The sequence below is a fragment of the Dolichospermum sp. UHCC 0352 genome, assembly GCF_009711925.1.
GTDB lineage: Bacteria > Cyanobacteriota > Cyanobacteriia > Cyanobacteriales > Nostocaceae > Dolichospermum > Dolichospermum lemmermannii.
Map to the genome: position 1 here is coordinate 1 of NZ_VIKY01000279.1, position 18,401 is coordinate 18,401.

An 18,401-nucleotide genomic window follows, 5' to 3' on the forward strand; every position below is an offset into this window, starting at 1 on the left:
GGCGCGAACGCATTCCGAGGTGTCGTGACTCAAATAACGGCTACCCTTCGACTACCCTTCGACATCGCTCAGGGCAAGTCGCTCAGGGTGGTCTGGTCAGTACAGCTTGTTTGATTTCTCTTACAAGCTCAATCCCTTTAGGGTTGAGTTACTGACAATAATATTTGAACTTTACCGTCTAGAGTAACGCTTATTGGATAATTAAAACTTCAAATTTCCAAAAATTTCTTCCTTTGCGCCTTTGCTCCTTAGCGTCTGGGCGCGAAACCCTCTTTAACTTACCTTTGGGGGTTAAAGTCCCCTGCTTCTACAAGCAGCGGGTTTTGCGTCGGGGTAAAATCCCCGTTGCAAAACGTAATTCTAAATTCTAAATTCTAAATTCTGCATTCATTTAACTTTTCATCCCCTTAAACCGTTCTTTTGCCCCTGTAAAAGCCTCTTGCATGACTGCTTGAATTTTTTGAGGATCGGGTTTTTTCCCACCCATTAAATCGCCAAAATACACACAAGCAGCTTCACCTAAAGCCCATGTATAAGCCCCTGCCCACGATGCCGCAATAACGCTGCCAAAACCAGGGATAAATTTAATTAATTCCCGTGCTACCGCTTGGGCGACAAAACCACCGGCAATGGTACTGACAATACCCCCAGCTTGAGATGGTGTGATAGTCTGTCCATATAATTTACCCAACAATCCCACCATGGACACCTGCAAGGCAGTTAAAACGGGCATAGTCGCAAAAGGTAAAGGCACAGCGGACAAAGTTGCCGCCATGATAGAAAATGGCAAAATATAACGTCTGCCAGCGTTTCGATAAATATTACCTAATTTTTCGCCAGCTTGTTGATCTAATAATTGATAAATTGCCTTTGATTCTGCTTCTGGGAGGAGTTGGGATAAATTATCTCGCAGTCCTTCTAAACCGTAAAATACAGGATTATAACCATCTTCTTCTAAAGTGAAATCAATTAAAACCGCACTATTATATAAACCTGAAAAATTTTCTTTAATGGCGATAAATGCCCGCTGCAATTCTAGAAAATCTGGGGGATAATCAGGATGATTGGCAACTTCTGACGGATAAACTTCATGTAAGCAGGTTACTACTAATAAACAGGGAATATCTGGATATTGCTGTCGTAATTTTTCAGCAATTTGCCGCAAAGTATCAGTTGCAAAATCATGAATTTTGACAGTGATAATCAAAACTCTAGCTTTATTTGTTTCCTGTTGTAAATCGCCGATTAATTCCTGAATAATAGCTTCAGTATCTTGACTGACATCTCCTAAACCTACCGTATCTGTAAAAATCAGCAATGGTAAATCATTAGCAGGATATGCGTAACGTTGGGTATTTTGGGTATGAGGACGAAAACCCTGTCCGATAATTTCCGCAGATACCCCAGTTAAACCCCTGACAATCGAACTTTTACCCGCTTGGGGTTTTCCTAATAGCAAAGCTTCCGTAGTTGGTAATTCAGCCCGAATAGTTTCGAGAATTTCCGCAACTTGAGTATCACTCACACTAAACCATTGTCCTACAGTTTGTGTAACTTGTTCTATTGGTAAAAGTTGGGTTAATTTATCGGTAGCTTGATTAAACACCCCAGTTATCTTTTTTTTCCAGGAGTTATTATTATCTTGTTCAGTCATAAATTTCACTCCCTACAATTTGATAGAGAATATTTTTAGGAACTATATATATCATACTATTTTACCGACAAAGAACTGATATCGAACCACAGAGGCACAGAGAACACAGAGGTAGAGAAGGAAGAAATTTTAATATCTTATTTTAGGATTGCTAAATATCTCTTCCCATTTCTAATATCTCTCTTCCGACTGATTCTATGACAGGATTGATTGATAGACGATTACCTTTTTTCACTACTAATAATTCATCATCACTAAACTTTAATTTGAGTGTTGATAGTGAAAGTGGATTACTAAAAACTTCCACAAATTCCACTTTCACAGTTTGCCAACGGGGAGATTCAAGAGTTGATTTGCTATCATAATATTTACTATTTATATCAAATTGTGTCGGGTCAGCAATACCTGTTTTCACAACTCGCATTAAGCCAAAAATCCCCGGAGGTTCAGCATTAGAATGATAGAAAAATGCTAAATCTCCTATGTGCATTTGTCTGAGAAAATTCCGGGCTTGATAATTACGCACACCGTCCCAAATTGTTTCTCGTTGTTGTTCTAAGTCAGTAATACTATAAACTGCTGGTTCTGACTTCATTAACCAATAATTAATTGCATTCATCTAATAATTAATTCAATATGATCTTTTCTCTGTGTTCTCTGTGCCTCTGTGGTTCGATAAAATACTACCACAGAGGCAAAAAGATCACCGACTAACTAGCTGCTAAATGACCCCAAGCAATGTAAGGTAATTTTGCTGCTGTTGCTTTTACCTGTTGGGCATTTGCTACCAACTGTCCGCAAGCGTCCCAAGTTCCCGCAATAAAAGCGCTTCTTGTGCCTTCACTCATGACAACTGAGGCAGTAAAATTACCAATTTTTACTTGCAATTTTTCCAAATCTATGGTAAGGACTTCTTGAGGATTAGCAATAACTAATTCTTGCAACTGTTTAACTACTTCAAATTCAGCAGTTACGCATGGTATCCCCATTGCCACGCAGTTACCAAAAAAGATTTCCGCGAAGCTTTCACCAATCAGGGCTTTAATTCCCCATTTAGCCAGGGCTTGGGGCGCGTGTTCCCGTGATGAACCACAGCCAAAGTTGCGGTTAGCGATGAGGATTTTCGCGCCTTGGTAATGGATTTGGTCAAATGGGTGTTCACCATTTAAGGCTTTTCTATCGTCCACAAATACGCCTGCTCCTAAGTCGTCAAAGGTGATGGCTTTTAAGTAGCGGGCGGGGATAATTCGGTCGGTGTCTATGTCGTTACCAATGAGGGGAACGGCGTTACCGGATATTTGTTTTACTTCACTTACCATAGTTTTGAGTTAATAAAAGGCTCACGCAAAGGCGCAATCACGCTTCGTGATCTCGAAGAGTAGGCGCAAAGGAAGAGGAGGGTTACAATAGTTCGCGCACGTCGGCGATTTCGCCTTTTATGGCTGCTGTGGCTACCATTGCGGGACTCATGAGTAAGGTGCGACCGGAGGATGATCCTTGTCTGCCTTTAAAGTTGCGGTTGGAGGAGGAGGCGCTGATTTGTCTGCCTTGGAGTTTGTCGGGGTTCATGGCTAAACACATGGAACAACCTGGTTCTCTCCATTCAAAGCCAGCTTGAACAAAGATTTTATCTAGTCCTTCGGCTTCGGCTTCTTTTTTGACTCGTTCTGAACCGGGAACTACAAAGGCTTTTACACCTTTGGCAACTTGGCGACCTTGGGCGATTTTGGCGGCTTCTCTGAGGTCGCTTATGCGTCCGTTGGTGCAGCTGCCAATGAAGCAGATATCAATTTTTGTTCCTTGAATGGGTTGACCTGGATATAAATCCATGTAGCGATATGCTTCTTCGGCGATAAAGCGGTCTTCTTCTGGGAGTTCTGCGGCTGTGGGGACTTTTTCATCTACACCAATTCCTTGACCTGGTGTAATTCCCCATGTGACTGTGGGGGGAATGTCTTCGGCATTAAATACTACGACATCATCATATTCGGCATCAGCATGACTACTGAGAGATTCCCACCAAGAAACAGCTTTTTCCCAGTCTGCACCTTTGGGGGCAAAGTCTCTATTTTTTAGATAATCGTAAGTAATTTTGTCGGGGTTGACGTATCCGCATCTTGCCCCACCTTCTATGGCCATGTTACAAACGGTCATCCGTTCTTCCATGTTCATCTGCTCAAAAGTAGTGCCGGCAAATTCGTAAGCGTAGCCTACACCACCTTTTACGCCCAGGATTCGGATAATATGCAATATTACGTCTTTGGCGTAAACTCCGGGTTTTAATCTGCCGTTAACGGCGATTTTGCGGACTTTTAATTTTGATAATGATAGGGTTTGGGAGGCGAGAACGTCTCTAACTTGGCTTGTACCGATACCAAAGGCGATCGCTCCAAATGCACCATGACTTGATGTGTGGCTATCTCCACAAGCGATGGTCATTCCCGGTTGCGTCAGTCCCAATTCCGGGGCAATGACGTGAACTATACCTTGATTCCCTGAACCAATATTGTAAAAAGTTATATCATTTTCTTGACAATTCTTTTCTAATGCCTGAATCATTTCTTCGGCCATGCTATCCACAAAGGGACGGGCTTGGTTTTCTGTGGGAACAATATGATCAACTGTGGCTATAGTCTGTTCTGGAAATAATACTTTTAAATCCCTTTCTTTGAGCATCGCAAAGGCTTGGGGACTTGTAACTTCATGAATAAGATGTAGTCCAATAAATAGTTGCGTTAATCCTGATGGCATTGTACCAACGGTGTGTAAGTCCCAAACTTTGTCAAATAGTGTACCCTTGCTCATACGTCAATCTATGTTAAAAGAGTCGGATTTTTGATTGTATCAGAAAAATGTCACATTAGAGAATCTAGTTGATCATGATCTGATAGTGTTTCTTTGGGCAAAGTCTTGTCAAAATTAAACCCCCTGCAAAAAAGCAGAGGGAATAATCAAACCTTAAACCTTGGGTTTAAAAGTCGAAGCAACGTGCAACTCTTTCAATTGTTTTGCGTCCACATTTCCAGGAGCATCTGTTAACAAACAACGCGCTTGTTGAGTCTTGGGAAAAGCAATCACATCACGAATTGATTCCTCTCCCGATAACAACATTACCAACCGATCTACACCGTAAGCAATACCACCATGGGGAGGAGTTCCATATTCAAAAGCTTCTAATAAAAAGCCAAATTTACTTTCTGCTTCTGCTGTTGATAAACCAATAGCTGAAAACACCTGTTCTTGAACTTCTCGCTGATAAATTCGCAAACTTCCCCCACCAACTTCAAAGCCATTTAAAACTAAATCATAGGCTTGGGCGCGGGCGGTTTTTAAATCACTGATATCCTCAGGATGAGGGGCTGTAAATGGGTGGTGTAATGCTTCTAAACGTTTTTCATCTGCATTCCATTCAAACATGGGAAATTCTGTCACCCAGAGCAAGTTAATTTTGTCTTTGGCAATTAACTTAAATTCCTTAGCCACAAATTGACGAATTCTATCTAAGGTTTTATTCACAGTGGACCTATCAGCAGCCGCAAATAATAACAAATGTCCGGCTTTTGCACCTGTTCTTGTTAATATTTCCTGCTTTTGTTCCGGTGTCAAATTATCTTTAATTGCGCCAATAGTATCAATTTCACCATTTTCTCGCACGCGGATATAAGCTAAACCTTTCGCTCCAGCTTCTGCGGCTTCCCGGAAAATATCCCCACCTGGTTTAATGCGAACATTAGAAATAGCATCGTTACCGTTAGGAATGGGTAGAATTTTAACGATACCACCGTTAGAAATGGCTTCTCGAAAAACTTTGAAACCAGAATCTTTTAAAAGGTCAGAAACATCAACTAATTCTAAACCGTAGCGGGTATCTGGTTTATCACTTCCGTAACGGTTCATAGCTTCCGCGTAAGGAAGACGAGGAAAAGGACGAGGTAAATCAATTCCTTTGACAGTTTTGAAAATATGAAAAACTAACTTTTCATTAAGTTCGATAATTTCATCTTCAGACATGAAACTCATTTCCATGTCTAATTGAGTAAACTCCGGTTGTCTATCAGCCCGTAGATCTTCATCTCGAAAACATCGCGCAATTTGATAGTATCTATCCATGCCTGATACCATCAATAATTGTTTGAAAAGTTGGGGAGATTGCGGTAAAGCGAACCATTCACCTTCATTCACCCGACTGGGAAGAATATAATCTCGCGCCCCTTCGGGAGTAGAACGGGTGAGAACTGGGGTTTCAACTTCAATAAAACCCTCTAGGTCTTCTAGGTAGCGCCGCATGGCTTTAATGACCTGATGACGCAATTGCATATTTTGCGCCATACGTTCCCGTCGTAAGTCCAAATAACGATATTTTAACCGCAAATCTTCCCGCACTGTTTCCGTGTCTGCGGTGGAAACTTGGAAAGGTAATTGTTTACGGACGGCGTTGAGTAGTTCTATTTTATCCGCATAGATTTCCACTTCGCCAGTGGGAAGTCGAGGATTTAGAGATTCTGGAGGACGTTGGGTAACTCTACCGGTGATAGCTACAACATATTCATTTCTGAGTGCGTTAGCCTGTTCATAGGAGTCTGGGGTGCGCTGGGGGTCGCTGACGATTTGGACAATACCAGAGCGATCGCGCAAATCTAAGAATATCACACCACCGTGATCGCGGCGACGGTCTACCCATCCGTAAAAGGTAACAGTTTCACCAATATGTTCTTTTCGGAGTTCGCCGCAATAGTGAGTTCGCATAGTTGTTAGTTCTTTGGTTCCGGGCTAGGTTGGTTAAATGTCAAGGCTTCCCCATTATCTAGCATTAACATTCATTGTAGTCATTTTCGGTGAAGAAAAATCGGCAAAAATAAGAAAGTGATAATTTTCGATACTGATTGCCAAAATATTGCGTATGTTTTTTTACTATAGATGTACTTAATTAATCTATCATGTAGTTGACAACATTAACTACAAAAAGTTAATATTTACTCAGTTGATATCATGCTTAACCTACTCGTATCACACTATTCTTATGACCGAAAAATTACAAGATCCTAACTGGGATAAATTTACCCCTGAGCAAAAACGTTTATACAAAAAATGGATTCAATCATTAGAAGCGGCCATACAAGCCAATATTGAGTTGATGAAATCTTTTGAGAGTGAAGATAGTTCCTCAGAATCATCAAAGAAAGAGATAGTTGCGACACCACACAATACTAATTTGGCAAGAACTAAAGAGACACTAATTTCACTAAGAATAGATGGTATTTATTGTGAGATGAAAAAGAGTATATGTAAAGCTAATTGTTTATTTAATTCTCAAAAACAAAAATGTTTAGAAAACTGTGACAGAAATGGTTGTAGCTAAATATAAACATAAAATCAATATCATGAGTATATTGCTTAGATAAGGCAATGGTGAAAAATTATTCTGGATTGAATCTTCGTGGAAAGTCTTTTAAAGGTCAAGACTTAACAAATGCTAATTTTAATGGTAGTGACATTAGAGGGGCAAACTTTACAAAAGCTATATTAAAAGGGGCAAACTTTAGTGAGACAACCTCCGGTCTACAATTACTTCCTATAGTTTGTACGATTGCGCTCTCTTTATTAATTATTGCCCTTGGCTCAATTATTACGGGAATAGGTGCTATTGTTCTTGTTGGACTTTGGGATTTAGAAAAGGATATAAAAATTACAATCACTACATACATAGTAATCTTAATTTCATTATTAGCTTTTGCTATTATTACCGTAGCTAAAAATTTTTTACATGGTTTATTTGTAGCGATATTAGTATTAACTCCTAGCTTATTCCTAAGTTTTATAGTAAGTAAAGCTAACACAACAATTATTGGACAATTTTTTTTTGGAATTGCAATATTATGTTTAATTGGAATTGGTTGGATAATAATAGCTTTAGCTAATATTATGATGATAAATATCATTAGTTATTTGCCCATAGTGATATTTATAGGTTTAATCATCAATTTAATTTCAGCGGGATCTTTATTAATAAAAGTTCCAAATATAACAAAATCAACTTTAATTGGGTTAACTATTGTTATTGTTTCCATATTAGGAAATTATATTGGTTGGCAAGCATCAAAAGGTAGTGAAAAATTTAGTTGGATTAAAAAAGTTGCTATATCTATAAATTCTATCTATGGTACAACCTTTTTTAGTGCTGATTTAACTGATGCTGATTTTACTGGTGCAACCCTAAAAAACACGGATTTCAGAAAAGCCAATCTAACGCGCACTCGTTTTTATAAAGTCAAAAAACTTGATTTTGCTAGACCGGGAAATACTATATTAAGTAACCCTGCTGTTCTCAATTTGCTTATTACTTTAAACGGTAGAAATAAATCTTATATTGGTGCTAATCTCAGAGGTGCAAACCTAATAGGTGCAGACTTGAAAGAAGCTAATTTTAAAAATGCTGATATTATAGAAGCGACTTTTCAAGAAGCTAATTTAGAATGGGCAAATCTGACTCTTACTCAAGCCATTGGTACTAATTTCACCAAAGCTCAAATGACTGGTGCTTGTGTGGAAGCTTGGAATATTGAAAGTACAACTATATTAGATGATGTAGATTGTCGTTTTGTCTACCTTTTAGAATATCCTAAACCGGGAACAGATGACCGGGAACGTCGTCCGAGTAGTGGAGAATTTCAACCAGGAGAATTTACAAAATTATTTGAAGAAGTTTTAAATACTGTTGATTTAATTTTCCAAAATGGTATTGACTGGAAGGCTTTTGTTAATGCTTTTGATCAAGTTCAAAATCAAAATAGAGATACAGAATTAGCTATTCAGAGTATTGAAAATAAAGGTGATAGTGTGGTAGTTGTTAAAGTTGCTGTTCCTGAAAATGCCGATAAAGAAAAGATTCACAGCGATTTTACTCAAAATTATCAATTATCATTAGCAGCAGTTGAAGAAAAATATAAAGCAGTTTTACAAGCTAAAGATGAGGAAATAAATTTTCATCGTCAACAAAGTGGTAAAATACCAGAAATGATTATATCATTAGCTAATAAACCTATTAATGTTCAAATTGATAATAAAGTGGAGAATGAAAATATGACTAAGGATTCTAGCCGTAAAATTGAAATTGGTAATATTGGTGGAGATTTTAACGCCAGTGGACAAGCTTTGAATTTAGGTGAAATCAGTGGTACAGTCATAAATACTATTAATGAATTAGCAACAGCACCCGAACCCGATAAACCAGGAATTAAAGAATTATTGACACAATTAAAAACAGCAATTGAAACCGATACTGATTTAACAGCAAAAGACAAAGAAAAGGCCTTAAAACAAGTTAAATCTTTGGCAGAAGCCGCCCAAAATCCTCAAGAAAAACAGGATTTAGCAGATACAGCAATCACAATGTTAAAAGGAACAATTGCTAATTTACCAACGGCGGCCAAATTAGTTGAAGAATGTGGTAAGTTATTACCGTTAATTGCTGGTTTTTTAGGTTTAAGTTAGAAACCCATTTTTTAGCCTAAAAGATTGATTATATAGCGGCTATACAAACAAAGTCCTTCCAAGAGGAATTTAACCCACGAAGGTGGGTTTTGTCTGTGTAGACGCGGTTTCTAACCGCCTAGTTTGTATAATTCTAGCGGGCAAGATGCCCGCACCACAAAGTTCAAGTAAATTATGGTTATCAAATTTAGCTGCGTAACAGCTTATGATAAGAAAGAAATCTTTTAACCTGCGTAGGCAGATTTTGCCCGTGTAGACGCGGTTTCCAACCGCCCAAAAATGCCTTAAACCCCAGTGGTTGCCGAAATATCAATTAACCAGCGAACTGTTTGCGGGAAAATAATTACAATTAACAAGACAATAAACTGTAAAACCATAAAAGGAATCGCACTTTTATGAATATCCAATGTACTCACTTCTTTAGGGGCAACACTTTGTAAATAAAACAAAGAAAATCCCACAGGTGGAGAAATAAATGCGGTTTGTAAATTCACTGCCATAACCACACCAAACCACACCATATCAATATTTAAAGCTTGGGCTGCTGGTACTAATAAAGGCATAGCAATAAAGCAAATTTCAATAAATTCTAAAAAAGCTCCCAAAATAAAAATCACGATATTACTAACAATTAAAAACCCCCAATATCCTCCAGGTAAACCTACTAATAAATTAGTAATCAGAGTTTTGCCACCCAAAGCATCAAACACCAAACTAAACATCGAAGAACAGAATAGAATCATCACCACCAAAGCTGTAATTACTGCGGTAGAATGAGCAGCATCACGAATTAATTGTGGTGTGAGACGTTTATTAAAAGCGGCGAGAATAGAAGCCCCAACAGCACCTACAGCCCCCGCTTCTGTGGGAGTGGCTACACCAAAGAATATACTTCCTAACACTGCAAAAATTAAAATAATCGGCGGAACAACAGCTTTGAAAACTTGTTTAATTAATTGAGTCCCTTGAGGAATTACCACATCATCAGGAATCATTGGGACTTTTTCCGGTTGAAAAAAAGCTAGTCCTAAAATATAGAGAATATAAGCACCAGATAACATTAATCCGGGAATTAATGCCCCTAAAAATAAATCTCCCACAGAAACACCAATTTGATCACTGAGAATCACTAAAACTAAACTGGGAGGAATTAACTGGGCTAAAGTACCAGAAGCAATAATAACTCCTGAAGCTAATTTTTTATCATAGCCATAGCGTAACATTAGCGGTAATGATAACATCCCCATGACAATTACTGTTGCCGCTACGACTCCGGTTGTGGCTGCTAAAACAGTTCCCACTAAAACAACTGCTAAAGCCAATCCTCCCCGGACACGACTTAAAATAATGCCGATAGTTTCTAATAATTCTTCTGCTAAACCTGACTTTTCTAGAACTGCACCCAGAAAGACAAAAAAGGGAATAGCCAGTAAGGTAAAGTTGGACATTGTGCCAAACCAACTATTAGGTAATAGGAGCAGACGCGCCGGATTAAAAGCCCCAACTGCTGTACCAATAAGTCCAAAAACAATGGCTGTGCCGGCAAAGGAAAAAGCGACAGGAAAGCCACTCATGAGAATAAAGAAAAAGCCGACAAACATTAAAATTGCTAACCACTCAAAACCCATAGTTTCCCCTATTCAATATTGATATTTTCTGAAGTTTCTAAACGAATTTGTTCCGCTACTTGTTGATAGCCTAATAATACTGCTAAATACTTAATTGCTTGAGAAATACTTTGCAAAAGCAGCAGTAATAAGGCTATAGGAACCATGGTTTTGATTGGGGCGCGGGGTAAACCATTTGCGTCAGAAGATATTTCCCAAGTTCCCCAACTACCGTCACTTAATCTGCCCCAAGATTGTAAAACCGGATTGATTGTTACCCAAATACCAAGTAGACAAAAGGGAATTAAAAATAAAACTGTTCCCACAAAATCAACTAAGGCGCGTTTTTTTTCACTCATATTAGTATAGAGAAAATCAACGCGGACATTTTCCCCATGACGTAAAATATAAACAAAGCCGAATAAGAAAGTTAGAGAAAATAAATACCATTGCAGTTCTAATAAGGCATTAGAAGACAATTGTACGCCAATGAAGCGACCCATATAACGGGCGACAACATTAAAAAAACCAACTCCAATTGTTAGTAAAACTAGCCAATTCGATAACCATCCCAATTTATCAGCACCATTGTCAATAAACTGCGAAAATTTTAAGAGTTTACGAATTAAAGAAAATCTGCTTGAGTCACGCATAGAACATAATAAATTAAAGGTAAGACTTGAGAATACAGTCAGCCAGTCAGCCAGGGAATAAATTCCCTGTCTAATAGCTCAAGTCTGTTAAAACAGACTCAGAAATTTTCCCAGTGTTTAGTCATCTAAAAATGACTTTTACCTCGTTTCCAGTCTCTGACTGGGAATGACTTAACGGAGGCTCTGCCTTTGCTGTTATTGAAGGCAGAGCCTTCTGGAATTCGTTCCCATACTCTGTATGGGAACGAGAAAAACTTTAGTGAATTTTTACTATTAATTCATCAATTGTTCCACCTCCAAAATATCTAAATTTGTCAATTGTGCCACTTGTTCTATAGACATTCCATTCTGTAACAAATTAATGGCAACTGCCCTTAATTGCAATTCAGCTTGTTCTGCCCTTTGTTGTGCAATTCCTACCATTTCTTGAGAAGTGGGAAATAATTCACCGTCCAAAGTTGCCCAGCGTAACCAAGTGGCATCAACGCCTCTATAATTACCTTCCCAACGTACCAAAGCTAAATCTAAAACTTTACTTATCAGTTGGTTTTTATCATTTAGAGCAATCTGTTGATATGCACCACTGTTAAGATCAAAACCTGCAAAATCATCTGGGTTAAACGGGTCATACCAAAAATATTCAGAAACGCGCATTTGATTTTGATAAATCAATTTTTTCTGATTTTTATCATTATTAGATGTGCTTTCTGAAAGTAATTCAATTACTACATCTGGGGGTTTTCCTTCTTCCCAAACTACCCAAGACAATCGTTCTGTTTTCGGTACACCCAAAACAGCAAAGAAATCTGGACCTCGAAAATCTTGATTTTTCAATTGTGCTAAACTGTAGTAGACAAACATATTGCCACCTACGTATCCATCAGTCCTTTGCTCTAACCAAGGCTGAATGGTATCAATTAAAATATCCATTTGGAATTTATGTCTTTGTGTCTCCATGGGGATACCATCATCACAAGGAAGTTCTGCCTGGGTGGGTGGCAGTTTAATGCTAGGTTCAGCTAAAACAGTTTCTAACATAGCCGTTAAATTTAGTTAGAAATTACTTAATATTTTTATACTAATCTGAAATGATCAGCAATTGGCAAAATTATAAGAAATAATAAGTTTTCAGTGTATTAACACAATCAAATCAAACATGATATTGTAGTGAAATCCTCCAGTTAGTCAATAATAGTAACTTTTATGAAACGCCGAGCTATTGTTAACAGATTATCTCAAAGTGCGATCGCTGCCACAGGAGTAGCAATTATTGGTGGTTGTCAAAAAGCTCAAAATAAAACAGCAACCGCTCAAACCGACACCAGTAATCTACCGACAATAAAATGGCAAATGGCGACAAGTTGGCCATTGTCCTTAGAAACTATATTTGGTGGAGCGCAGGTATTAGCAGAACGTGTCAAAGTTCTCACTAACGGTAAATTTATTATCGAACCCCGTGCGGCTGGAGAAATAGCCCCCGGTTTAGAAGTTCTGAATGTGGTTTCCCAAGGTGCTGTACAAGCTGGACATACTGCCGCTTATTACTATATTGGTAAAAGTCCTGCCCTCGCTTTTGGTACATCAGTACCATTTGGACTCAATGCCCAACAACAAAACGCTTGGTTATATGAAGGCGGAGGTTTAACCAAACTGCGAGAAATCTATGCCAGTAAATTTAATGTGATTCAATTTCCTGCGGGAAATACGGGGACACAAATGGGGGGATGGTTTCGCAACGAAGTGAAAACCCTCAATGATCTCAAAGGCCTAAAAATGCGAATTCCCGGTTTAGGAGGGCAAGTTATGGCTAAATTAGGCGTAACTGTGCAGACTCTTCCAGGGGGGGAAATCTTTCAAGCTTTACAAACAGGGGCTATTGATGCGGCAGAATGGGTAGGCCCCTATGATGATGAAAAACTGGGTTTAAATAAAGTCGCTAAATTTTACTATTATCCAGGTTGGTGGGAACCAGGTCCAACTTTAGAAGTACAAGTGAATTTAGACGAATGGAAAAAGCTACCACCGCAATACCAAGCAGCATTAGAAACTGCTGCATTTCAGTCGAATACAACAATGTTAGCTCGTTATGATGTCCGCAATAATGAGTCCTTAGAGAAACTATTAAAAACGGGTACTCAACTACGTGCTTATAGTCAGGAAATTTTGGAAGCTGCGGAAAAAGCCTCTTTTGCTTTATATGATGAGTTTGCAGCTAAAGACGCTGATTTTAAAGCCGTTTATGAACAGTGGAAACCCTTTAGAGATCGGATGTATGCGTGGAACAATCTCAATGAAGGCAGTTTTGTTCGTTATGCTTATGGAAAGATGAAAGCAGGGAATTGAGAATTTCCTAAATAATAATGTAGAGACGTTTCATGAAACGTCTCTATCGAAGTTGTGAAATACATATAAGTGACATTTTGTCAAAAAAAATTAGATGCGTTTCCCCTGCTGCTATTCCCGGTTGTGCCACCCAGGGAGATACTTTTGAAGAATTACTACAAAATTTATATGAAGCCGTTGAAGGTTGCTTACTCGTTAATGTTGATTCATGAGAACTTGATTAGAAGATGATATTAAAATTTTTCTATATTTTGTGCCTTAATCTAAAACTTGACACGCTACGAACAAAGAGAAATTTTATTGAATTCTATCTAACCACTGTTTTGGGTTGCGTTTTGCATGGAAGCAAGCAAATATAAAAACAGTATCTTGGTCAAAAATGTAGAGAATTACATAAGGAAATCGGCGGATTAATACTCTTCTTACCTGTTTATAGGTAACTTGGTAAGCAAGGGGTTGTCTTCCAATTCCAGACAGACAAGCATCAACAGCACGAACAAATTCCGAACCTAAACCCGGATTTTGGGATTCGTATATTCAAAAGCATTTTGGATATCGTATTCTGCTTCTGGCTGAATAATTAGGTTATAGTTCATTGGGAAAATCCTAACCGTTTCTTAACATCTTCCCAACTAGAACCATTTGTAGGGTTTTTTTTATAATTTTCTAACCGTCGCTCTAATTCTTGTTGTTGTGCTTGACTCAAGGGAAGTTCTTCTTGCTGTTCTAAGATGCTGTCCCATAAATCTTCAGCAAGTTGGATACGTTCTGCAATGCTGAGTTCAGAAATATCAAATTTTAAGAGGGGATGGAGACTCATTGAGTATAGAGTTAGGGTTGAGCTTTTATCTATTTTATAACATTGGCGCATTGTTTAAAGTTGAGTTATAAATTTGTAAAGTATTTTGCAGCTTGTAGCATTAAAGAAAATAATTACCATACTTTACAGTATTACTTACTATAAATGGCGGTACTAAGTAGGTAAACAGAAAAAATTAAAGGTATATGACGAAATGTAAATTCAATAAATGCCTTGCAAATAGGTCGTTTCACGGTTTTCACAAAACTAAACATATATCGTTTTTATTATGTTTACCTACTTATTGTAGTATTTAATAATATAGTCAATTCGTCAGAGGATGGTAATAATGTTTGAAGGAGAACAGCAGCAAGTGCAAATCTTAAAAAAAGAAACAGTTGACAAAACAACAGTAGTTCTGTTTAAGCACATGGATAAAGAACTTTACGCTGTGAGACTAGAATCTTTTCTAAACAGAAATCCAGATGGTTTATTTGAAGAATGCTGGGAAAATACGTCGTCTGTTAAGTTAATAGGTGAAGTAGTAACAACTCTTGAAGAAGGAGAAGCTTTATTTAATCGCAAAGTAGAGGCTGAGAAAGGATGGAGAGAGCGTAATAGTCCTCCTATTTAATACAGATATATACGTAGGGTAGGCAATGCCCACCCTACGAAAAAGTCATTTTTTATACTTAATAGGAGGATAAATATCAATTAATTCTTGTGAATTTTTAGACACCAATAACTTTTAAAAAAGTTGTATTAAAAAAATTAATACTATTAAGATATAATTGTTGTTAATCATCATAGATCACCTAAAAAATTAAACTTCTAAGCATGAAAATAAAAGTCATTATTCACAAAGAAGAAACAGGTTACTGGGCAGAAGTTCCTGCTATTCCCGGTTGTGCTACCCAGGGCGATACTTTTGAAGAATTACTACAAAATATATATGAAGCCGTTGAAGGTTGCCTACTCGTTGATGTTGATTCATTAGAACTTGATGAATCCGCTCAAATATTAGAAATTGCCGTATGAAATCAATTTCAGGGAAAAATTTTGCTAAAGTATTAGAGTCTCAAGGATGGCAACTTCTCCGCATTAACGGTAGTCATCATATTTACGGTAAATCCGATAATCCAGCCAGAATTTCTGTTCCTATTCATGGAAATCAATCACTAAAACCTGGACTGTTACGGCATTTTCTCAAAGTTGCTAATCTCAGTGAAGACGATATTTAATATTCTCAGTAAATATGAATAATTTGATTAATGGTGGGTCAGATAACCCACCCTGAGAAATATTTCTGTTTACTGTCGCGCCATAATAGTCCGCATTTCAGCTTCCCGATCTTGAATCAAATCACCACTAACATCCACCATCACACTATAAATCTTACCCGTAAACTTAAAAGGCGGTTCATAATCCGGTGTAACAGGCGCACCAGGGGCAATTCCACAGGTGACACCACTGGTTAGACCTAATGCTAAAGGAGTAGTTACAGGCACATCAATCTGCCCGACCAATTTCTCATCAATATACAATTGGCCGCGTCCTGGCGTTCCTTTCCCCTTGGCTAAATCTGGTTGTCCCGTGACTTTAAACTCAAAGCGCAACTGATGACGACCTACCGGCACAGATGACCCAGATTCTACATGATAGAGCGATCGCCCGACATAATTATGAACCCAGTGCAGTTTACCACTTTGGACATAGAAAGAATAGCCACTATCATTACCCCCATGAGCCAGTAATATCCCTTCCGCGCCACCTGTGGGAATCTCCACATCAGCAGTAATACTGTGGGGACGATTTAACACCCTCACCGCACTACCGGCGGGAATCGCTTGAGTATCAGGATAGTAAACATAGCGGCTACGATTGACAGCAATTTGCGGGCGCTCTTCCGCGAATCGTTGCACGCCACGTCCATCCACAGGCAACACATTATACTTGCCAGCCTCAATATACCAAGTGGCAATCATCTCAATCAACTTAGGACGATTATCAGCCGCAATATTGTGATTTTCCGCAAAATCTGAGGCGACATGATACAGTTCCCAATGGTGGGTATCCAAATCCGTCAGAGTTTCCGCCGAAATTGCCTCCCCAAAAAATTGCCCTGCTTCTGTAAATGAAGGCCCCGGCCAAGGACAAACCGCCCGCCAACCATCATAGTAAAGAGAACGATGTCCCATCATCTCGAAATACTGGGTAATATGCTTAGTAGGTGCGGTACTATGATTAAAAGTATGGGCAAAACTGACACCTTCAATGGGAGATTGAGTCACACCCTTAATCGTTGTCGGTGGTGCAATTTCCAGTAATTCTAGCACCGTCGGTACAAGGTCAATAGCATGAGCGTACTGAGTCCGAATTTCCCCTTTAGCCTCAATACCCTGACTCCAATGCACAATTAAAGGGTCGCTGATTCCCCCTCGATAGGTTTCCCGTTTCCACCGCCGGAAAGGTGTATTCCCTGCCCAAGTCCAGCCCCAAGCATAATGGTTAAAAGTTTCGGCACTGCCTAATTTATCCAATGCTTTGAGATTTTCCTCTAGGGATTCTGGCACATTGTTAAAAAAGAGGTTTTCATTTACTGAACCGGTTGGTCCCCCTTCGGAACTTGCACCATTGTCTGAAATCACCATAATGACGGTATTCTCGAACTCACCGATAGATTTAAGAAAATCGAGTAAACGACCGATATGATAGTCAGTATGGGTTAAAAAACCAGCATATACTTCCATCATCCGGGCATAAAGCCGTTTTTCTGCGGCTGAGAGAGTATCCCAGTGCGGGACATCGGGATCATGACGAGAAAGTTCGGCATCTGCGGGAACAATCCCCATTTCTTGCTGACGGGCAAAAACCTTTTTTCTGTAAGCTTCCCAACCATCATCAAATTGTCCAGCATAGGCATCAGCCCATTCTTTGGGGACATGATGGGGGGCGTGCATTGCCCCTGGACAAAAATACATGAAAAAAGGCTTATTTGGGGCAACCTGCTTGGCATCAGCGATAAAGCTAATGGCTTTGTCTGCTAAATCTTCTGTTAAATGGTAGCCTTCTGCGGGGGTCTTTTCTGGCTTAACGGTGTGGTTATCATAAACCAAGTCTGGATAATACTGGTGGGTTTCTCCGCCCAAAAAGCCATAAAAACGCTCAAATCCACGACCGAGAGGCCAGCGATCATAGGGGCCTGCGGCTGAAAGTTGGTCTGAGGGGGTTAAATGCCATTTTCCTAACGCATAGGTGTTATAACCCTTCTGGAGTAATATCTCTGAGAGAAACCCATTTTCAAAGGGAATATTCCCATTACCTCCGGGATAACCTGTAGAACCTTCTGTAATGCAGGACATGGCGTTAGAATGGTGATTGCGCCCAGTCAGAAGGCAAGAACGGGTGGGAGAACACAGTGCCGTTGTGTGTAAGTTGTTGTAGCGTAAACCATTGGCGGCTAGTGTGTCTAGGTTGGGTGTTTTGATGGGACTTCCGTAACTTCCAAATTGTCCAAAACCTGTATCATCAAAGACGATAAATAGGACGTTTGGTGTATTTTCTTTTGCCCGCAATGGTTCTGGCCAAGCTGGACTGGATTTATCAACTGTCCGACCGATGACTCCAGGGAAGGTAGTTCCGGGTTTGTATTCACGCAGAGACATAAATCTGACCTCTTGAGAATATTTAATTTTTAACAAAAGCCCCGAAATTCTATATCCTCTTTAGGAGGGGTTAATTGATAAATTTATGGACTGAATTACCATACCAAGAAAACTAATTAAGGGACTTCCAGTAAATAAATTATCCTATCCCAATAAATGAATGAATAAACGAACCACAGAGGCACAGAG

At 39.0% G+C, this 18,401-nt stretch carries 17 protein-coding genes and 1 pseudogene; 7 read left to right on the forward strand and 11 right to left on the reverse strand.

What is annotated here, in order from left to right; genetic code table 11:
* Nucleotides 1-391: 391 nt before the first annotated feature.
* The 5 genes from FJR06_RS19945 to aspS form a co-directional block, all read right to left on the reverse strand.
* The gene (locus FJR06_RS19945; protein ID WP_015080013.1) at nt 392-1,654 is read right to left on the reverse strand and encodes a YcjF family protein; all 1,263 of its coding nucleotides are present in this window, start codon (nt 1,652-1,654) and stop codon (nt 392-394) included.
* A gap of 151 nt (nt 1,655-1,805) precedes the next feature.
* Nucleotides 1,806-2,273: an EVE domain-containing protein gene (locus FJR06_RS19950; protein WP_015080014.1), complete on the reverse strand. Its 468-nt coding sequence runs from the start codon at nt 2,271-2,273 to the stop codon at nt 1,806-1,808.
* 91 nt (nt 2,274-2,364) lie between these two features.
* Nucleotides 2,365-2,973, reverse strand: coding sequence for a 3-isopropylmalate dehydratase small subunit (gene leuD / locus FJR06_RS19955; RefSeq protein WP_015080015.1), 609 nt, complete (start codon nt 2,971-2,973; stop codon nt 2,365-2,367).
* A gap of 82 nt (nt 2,974-3,055) precedes the next feature.
* Complete coding sequence (leuC, locus tag FJR06_RS19960) at nt 3,056-4,459, reverse strand: 3-isopropylmalate dehydratase large subunit (RefSeq protein WP_168652119.1); 1,404 nt, start codon at nt 4,457-4,459, stop codon at nt 3,056-3,058.
* A 153-nt stretch (nt 4,460-4,612) separates the two neighbouring features.
* Nucleotides 4,613-6,400, reverse strand: a complete 1,788-nt coding sequence (aspS, locus tag FJR06_RS19965) for an aspartate--tRNA ligase (RefSeq protein WP_168652120.1) — start codon at nt 6,398-6,400, stop codon at nt 4,613-4,615.
* Between the two features lie 274 nt (nt 6,401-6,674).
* Here aspS and FJR06_RS19970 point away from each other — a divergent pair, with 274 nt between their 5' ends.
* Together FJR06_RS19970 and FJR06_RS19975 are read left to right on the forward strand one after the other, a co-directional pair.
* The gene (locus FJR06_RS19970; RefSeq protein ID WP_168652121.1) at nt 6,675-7,013 is read left to right on the forward strand and encodes a hypothetical protein; all 339 of its coding nucleotides are present in this window, start codon (nt 6,675-6,677) and stop codon (nt 7,011-7,013) included.
* A 47-nt stretch (nt 7,014-7,060) separates the two neighbouring features.
* The gene (locus tag FJR06_RS19975; RefSeq protein ID WP_168652122.1) at nt 7,061-9,145 is read left to right on the forward strand and encodes a pentapeptide repeat-containing protein; all 2,085 of its coding nucleotides are present in this window, start codon (nt 7,061-7,063) and stop codon (nt 9,143-9,145) included.
* A gap of 284 nt (nt 9,146-9,429) precedes the next feature.
* Here FJR06_RS19975 and FJR06_RS19980 read toward each other — a convergent pair whose 3' ends face one another.
* From FJR06_RS19980 to FJR06_RS19990, 3 genes are all read right to left on the reverse strand, one after another.
* Nucleotides 9,430-10,773 (reverse strand): TRAP transporter large permease subunit, encoded by a 1,344-nt coding sequence (locus FJR06_RS19980; RefSeq protein ID WP_015080019.1) that lies wholly within the window; start codon nt 10,771-10,773, stop codon nt 9,430-9,432.
* An 8-nt stretch (nt 10,774-10,781) separates the two neighbouring features.
* Nucleotides 10,782-11,405, reverse strand: coding sequence for a TRAP transporter small permease subunit (locus FJR06_RS19985; protein ID WP_051155174.1), 624 nt, complete (start codon nt 11,403-11,405; stop codon nt 10,782-10,784).
* A gap of 273 nt (nt 11,406-11,678) precedes the next feature.
* On the reverse strand, nt 11,679-12,443 hold the full coding sequence (locus tag FJR06_RS19990; protein ID WP_015080021.1) for a Uma2 family endonuclease: 765 nt from the start codon (nt 12,441-12,443) through the stop codon (nt 11,679-11,681).
* Between the two features lie 165 nt (nt 12,444-12,608).
* Between FJR06_RS19990 and dctP the strand changes: the two genes are divergently transcribed.
* Nucleotides 12,609-13,748 (forward strand): TRAP transporter substrate-binding protein DctP, encoded by a 1,140-nt coding sequence (gene dctP / locus FJR06_RS19995; RefSeq protein ID WP_015080022.1) that lies wholly within the window; start codon nt 12,609-12,611, stop codon nt 13,746-13,748.
* 77 nt (nt 13,749-13,825) lie between these two features.
* Entirely contained in the window at nt 13,826-13,960 is a 135-nt protein-coding gene (locus FJR06_RS20000; protein WP_174783509.1) for a type II toxin-antitoxin system HicB family antitoxin, read from the forward strand.
* Between the two features lie 85 nt (nt 13,961-14,045).
* Here FJR06_RS20000 and FJR06_RS20005 read toward each other — a convergent pair.
* Together FJR06_RS20005 and FJR06_RS20010 are read right to left on the reverse strand one after the other, a co-directional pair.
* A pseudogene (locus FJR06_RS20005) lies at nt 14,046-14,344 on the reverse strand (type II toxin-antitoxin system RelE/ParE family toxin).
* Nucleotides 14,341-14,568 carry an addiction module protein gene (locus FJR06_RS20010; protein WP_015080025.1) on the reverse strand — a complete coding sequence of 76 codons (228 nt, stop codon included), beginning with the start codon at nt 14,566-14,568 and terminating at the stop codon, nt 14,341-14,343. The pseudogene FJR06_RS20005 and the gene FJR06_RS20010 overlap by 4 nt, the downstream one beginning before the upstream one ends.
* 328 nt (nt 14,569-14,896) lie before the next feature.
* On the opposite strand from FJR06_RS20010, the gene FJR06_RS20015 reads away from it, so the two are divergent.
* The 3 genes from FJR06_RS20015 (at nt 14,897) to FJR06_RS20025 (ending at nt 15,788) form a co-directional block, all read left to right on the forward strand.
* Nucleotides 14,897-15,181, forward strand: a complete 285-nt coding sequence (locus tag FJR06_RS20015; RefSeq protein ID WP_168652123.1) for a hypothetical protein — start codon at nt 14,897-14,899, stop codon at nt 15,179-15,181.
* 203 nt (nt 15,182-15,384) lie between these two features.
* Nucleotides 15,385-15,585, forward strand: a complete 201-nt coding sequence (locus FJR06_RS20020; protein WP_053540461.1) for a type II toxin-antitoxin system HicB family antitoxin — start codon at nt 15,385-15,387, stop codon at nt 15,583-15,585.
* The gene (locus FJR06_RS20025) at nt 15,582-15,788 is read left to right on the forward strand and encodes a type II toxin-antitoxin system HicA family toxin (protein ID WP_168652124.1); all 207 of its coding nucleotides are present in this window, start codon (nt 15,582-15,584) and stop codon (nt 15,786-15,788) included. Before FJR06_RS20020 ends, FJR06_RS20025 begins: the two co-directional genes overlap by 4 nt.
* 69 nt (nt 15,789-15,857) lie before the next feature.
* Here FJR06_RS20025 and FJR06_RS20030 read toward each other — a convergent pair whose 3' ends face one another.
* The gene (locus FJR06_RS20030; RefSeq protein WP_168652125.1) at nt 15,858-18,212 is read right to left on the reverse strand and encodes an arylsulfatase; all 2,355 of its coding nucleotides are present in this window, start codon (nt 18,210-18,212) and stop codon (nt 15,858-15,860) included.
* Between the last annotated feature and the right edge of the window lie 189 nt (nt 18,213-18,401).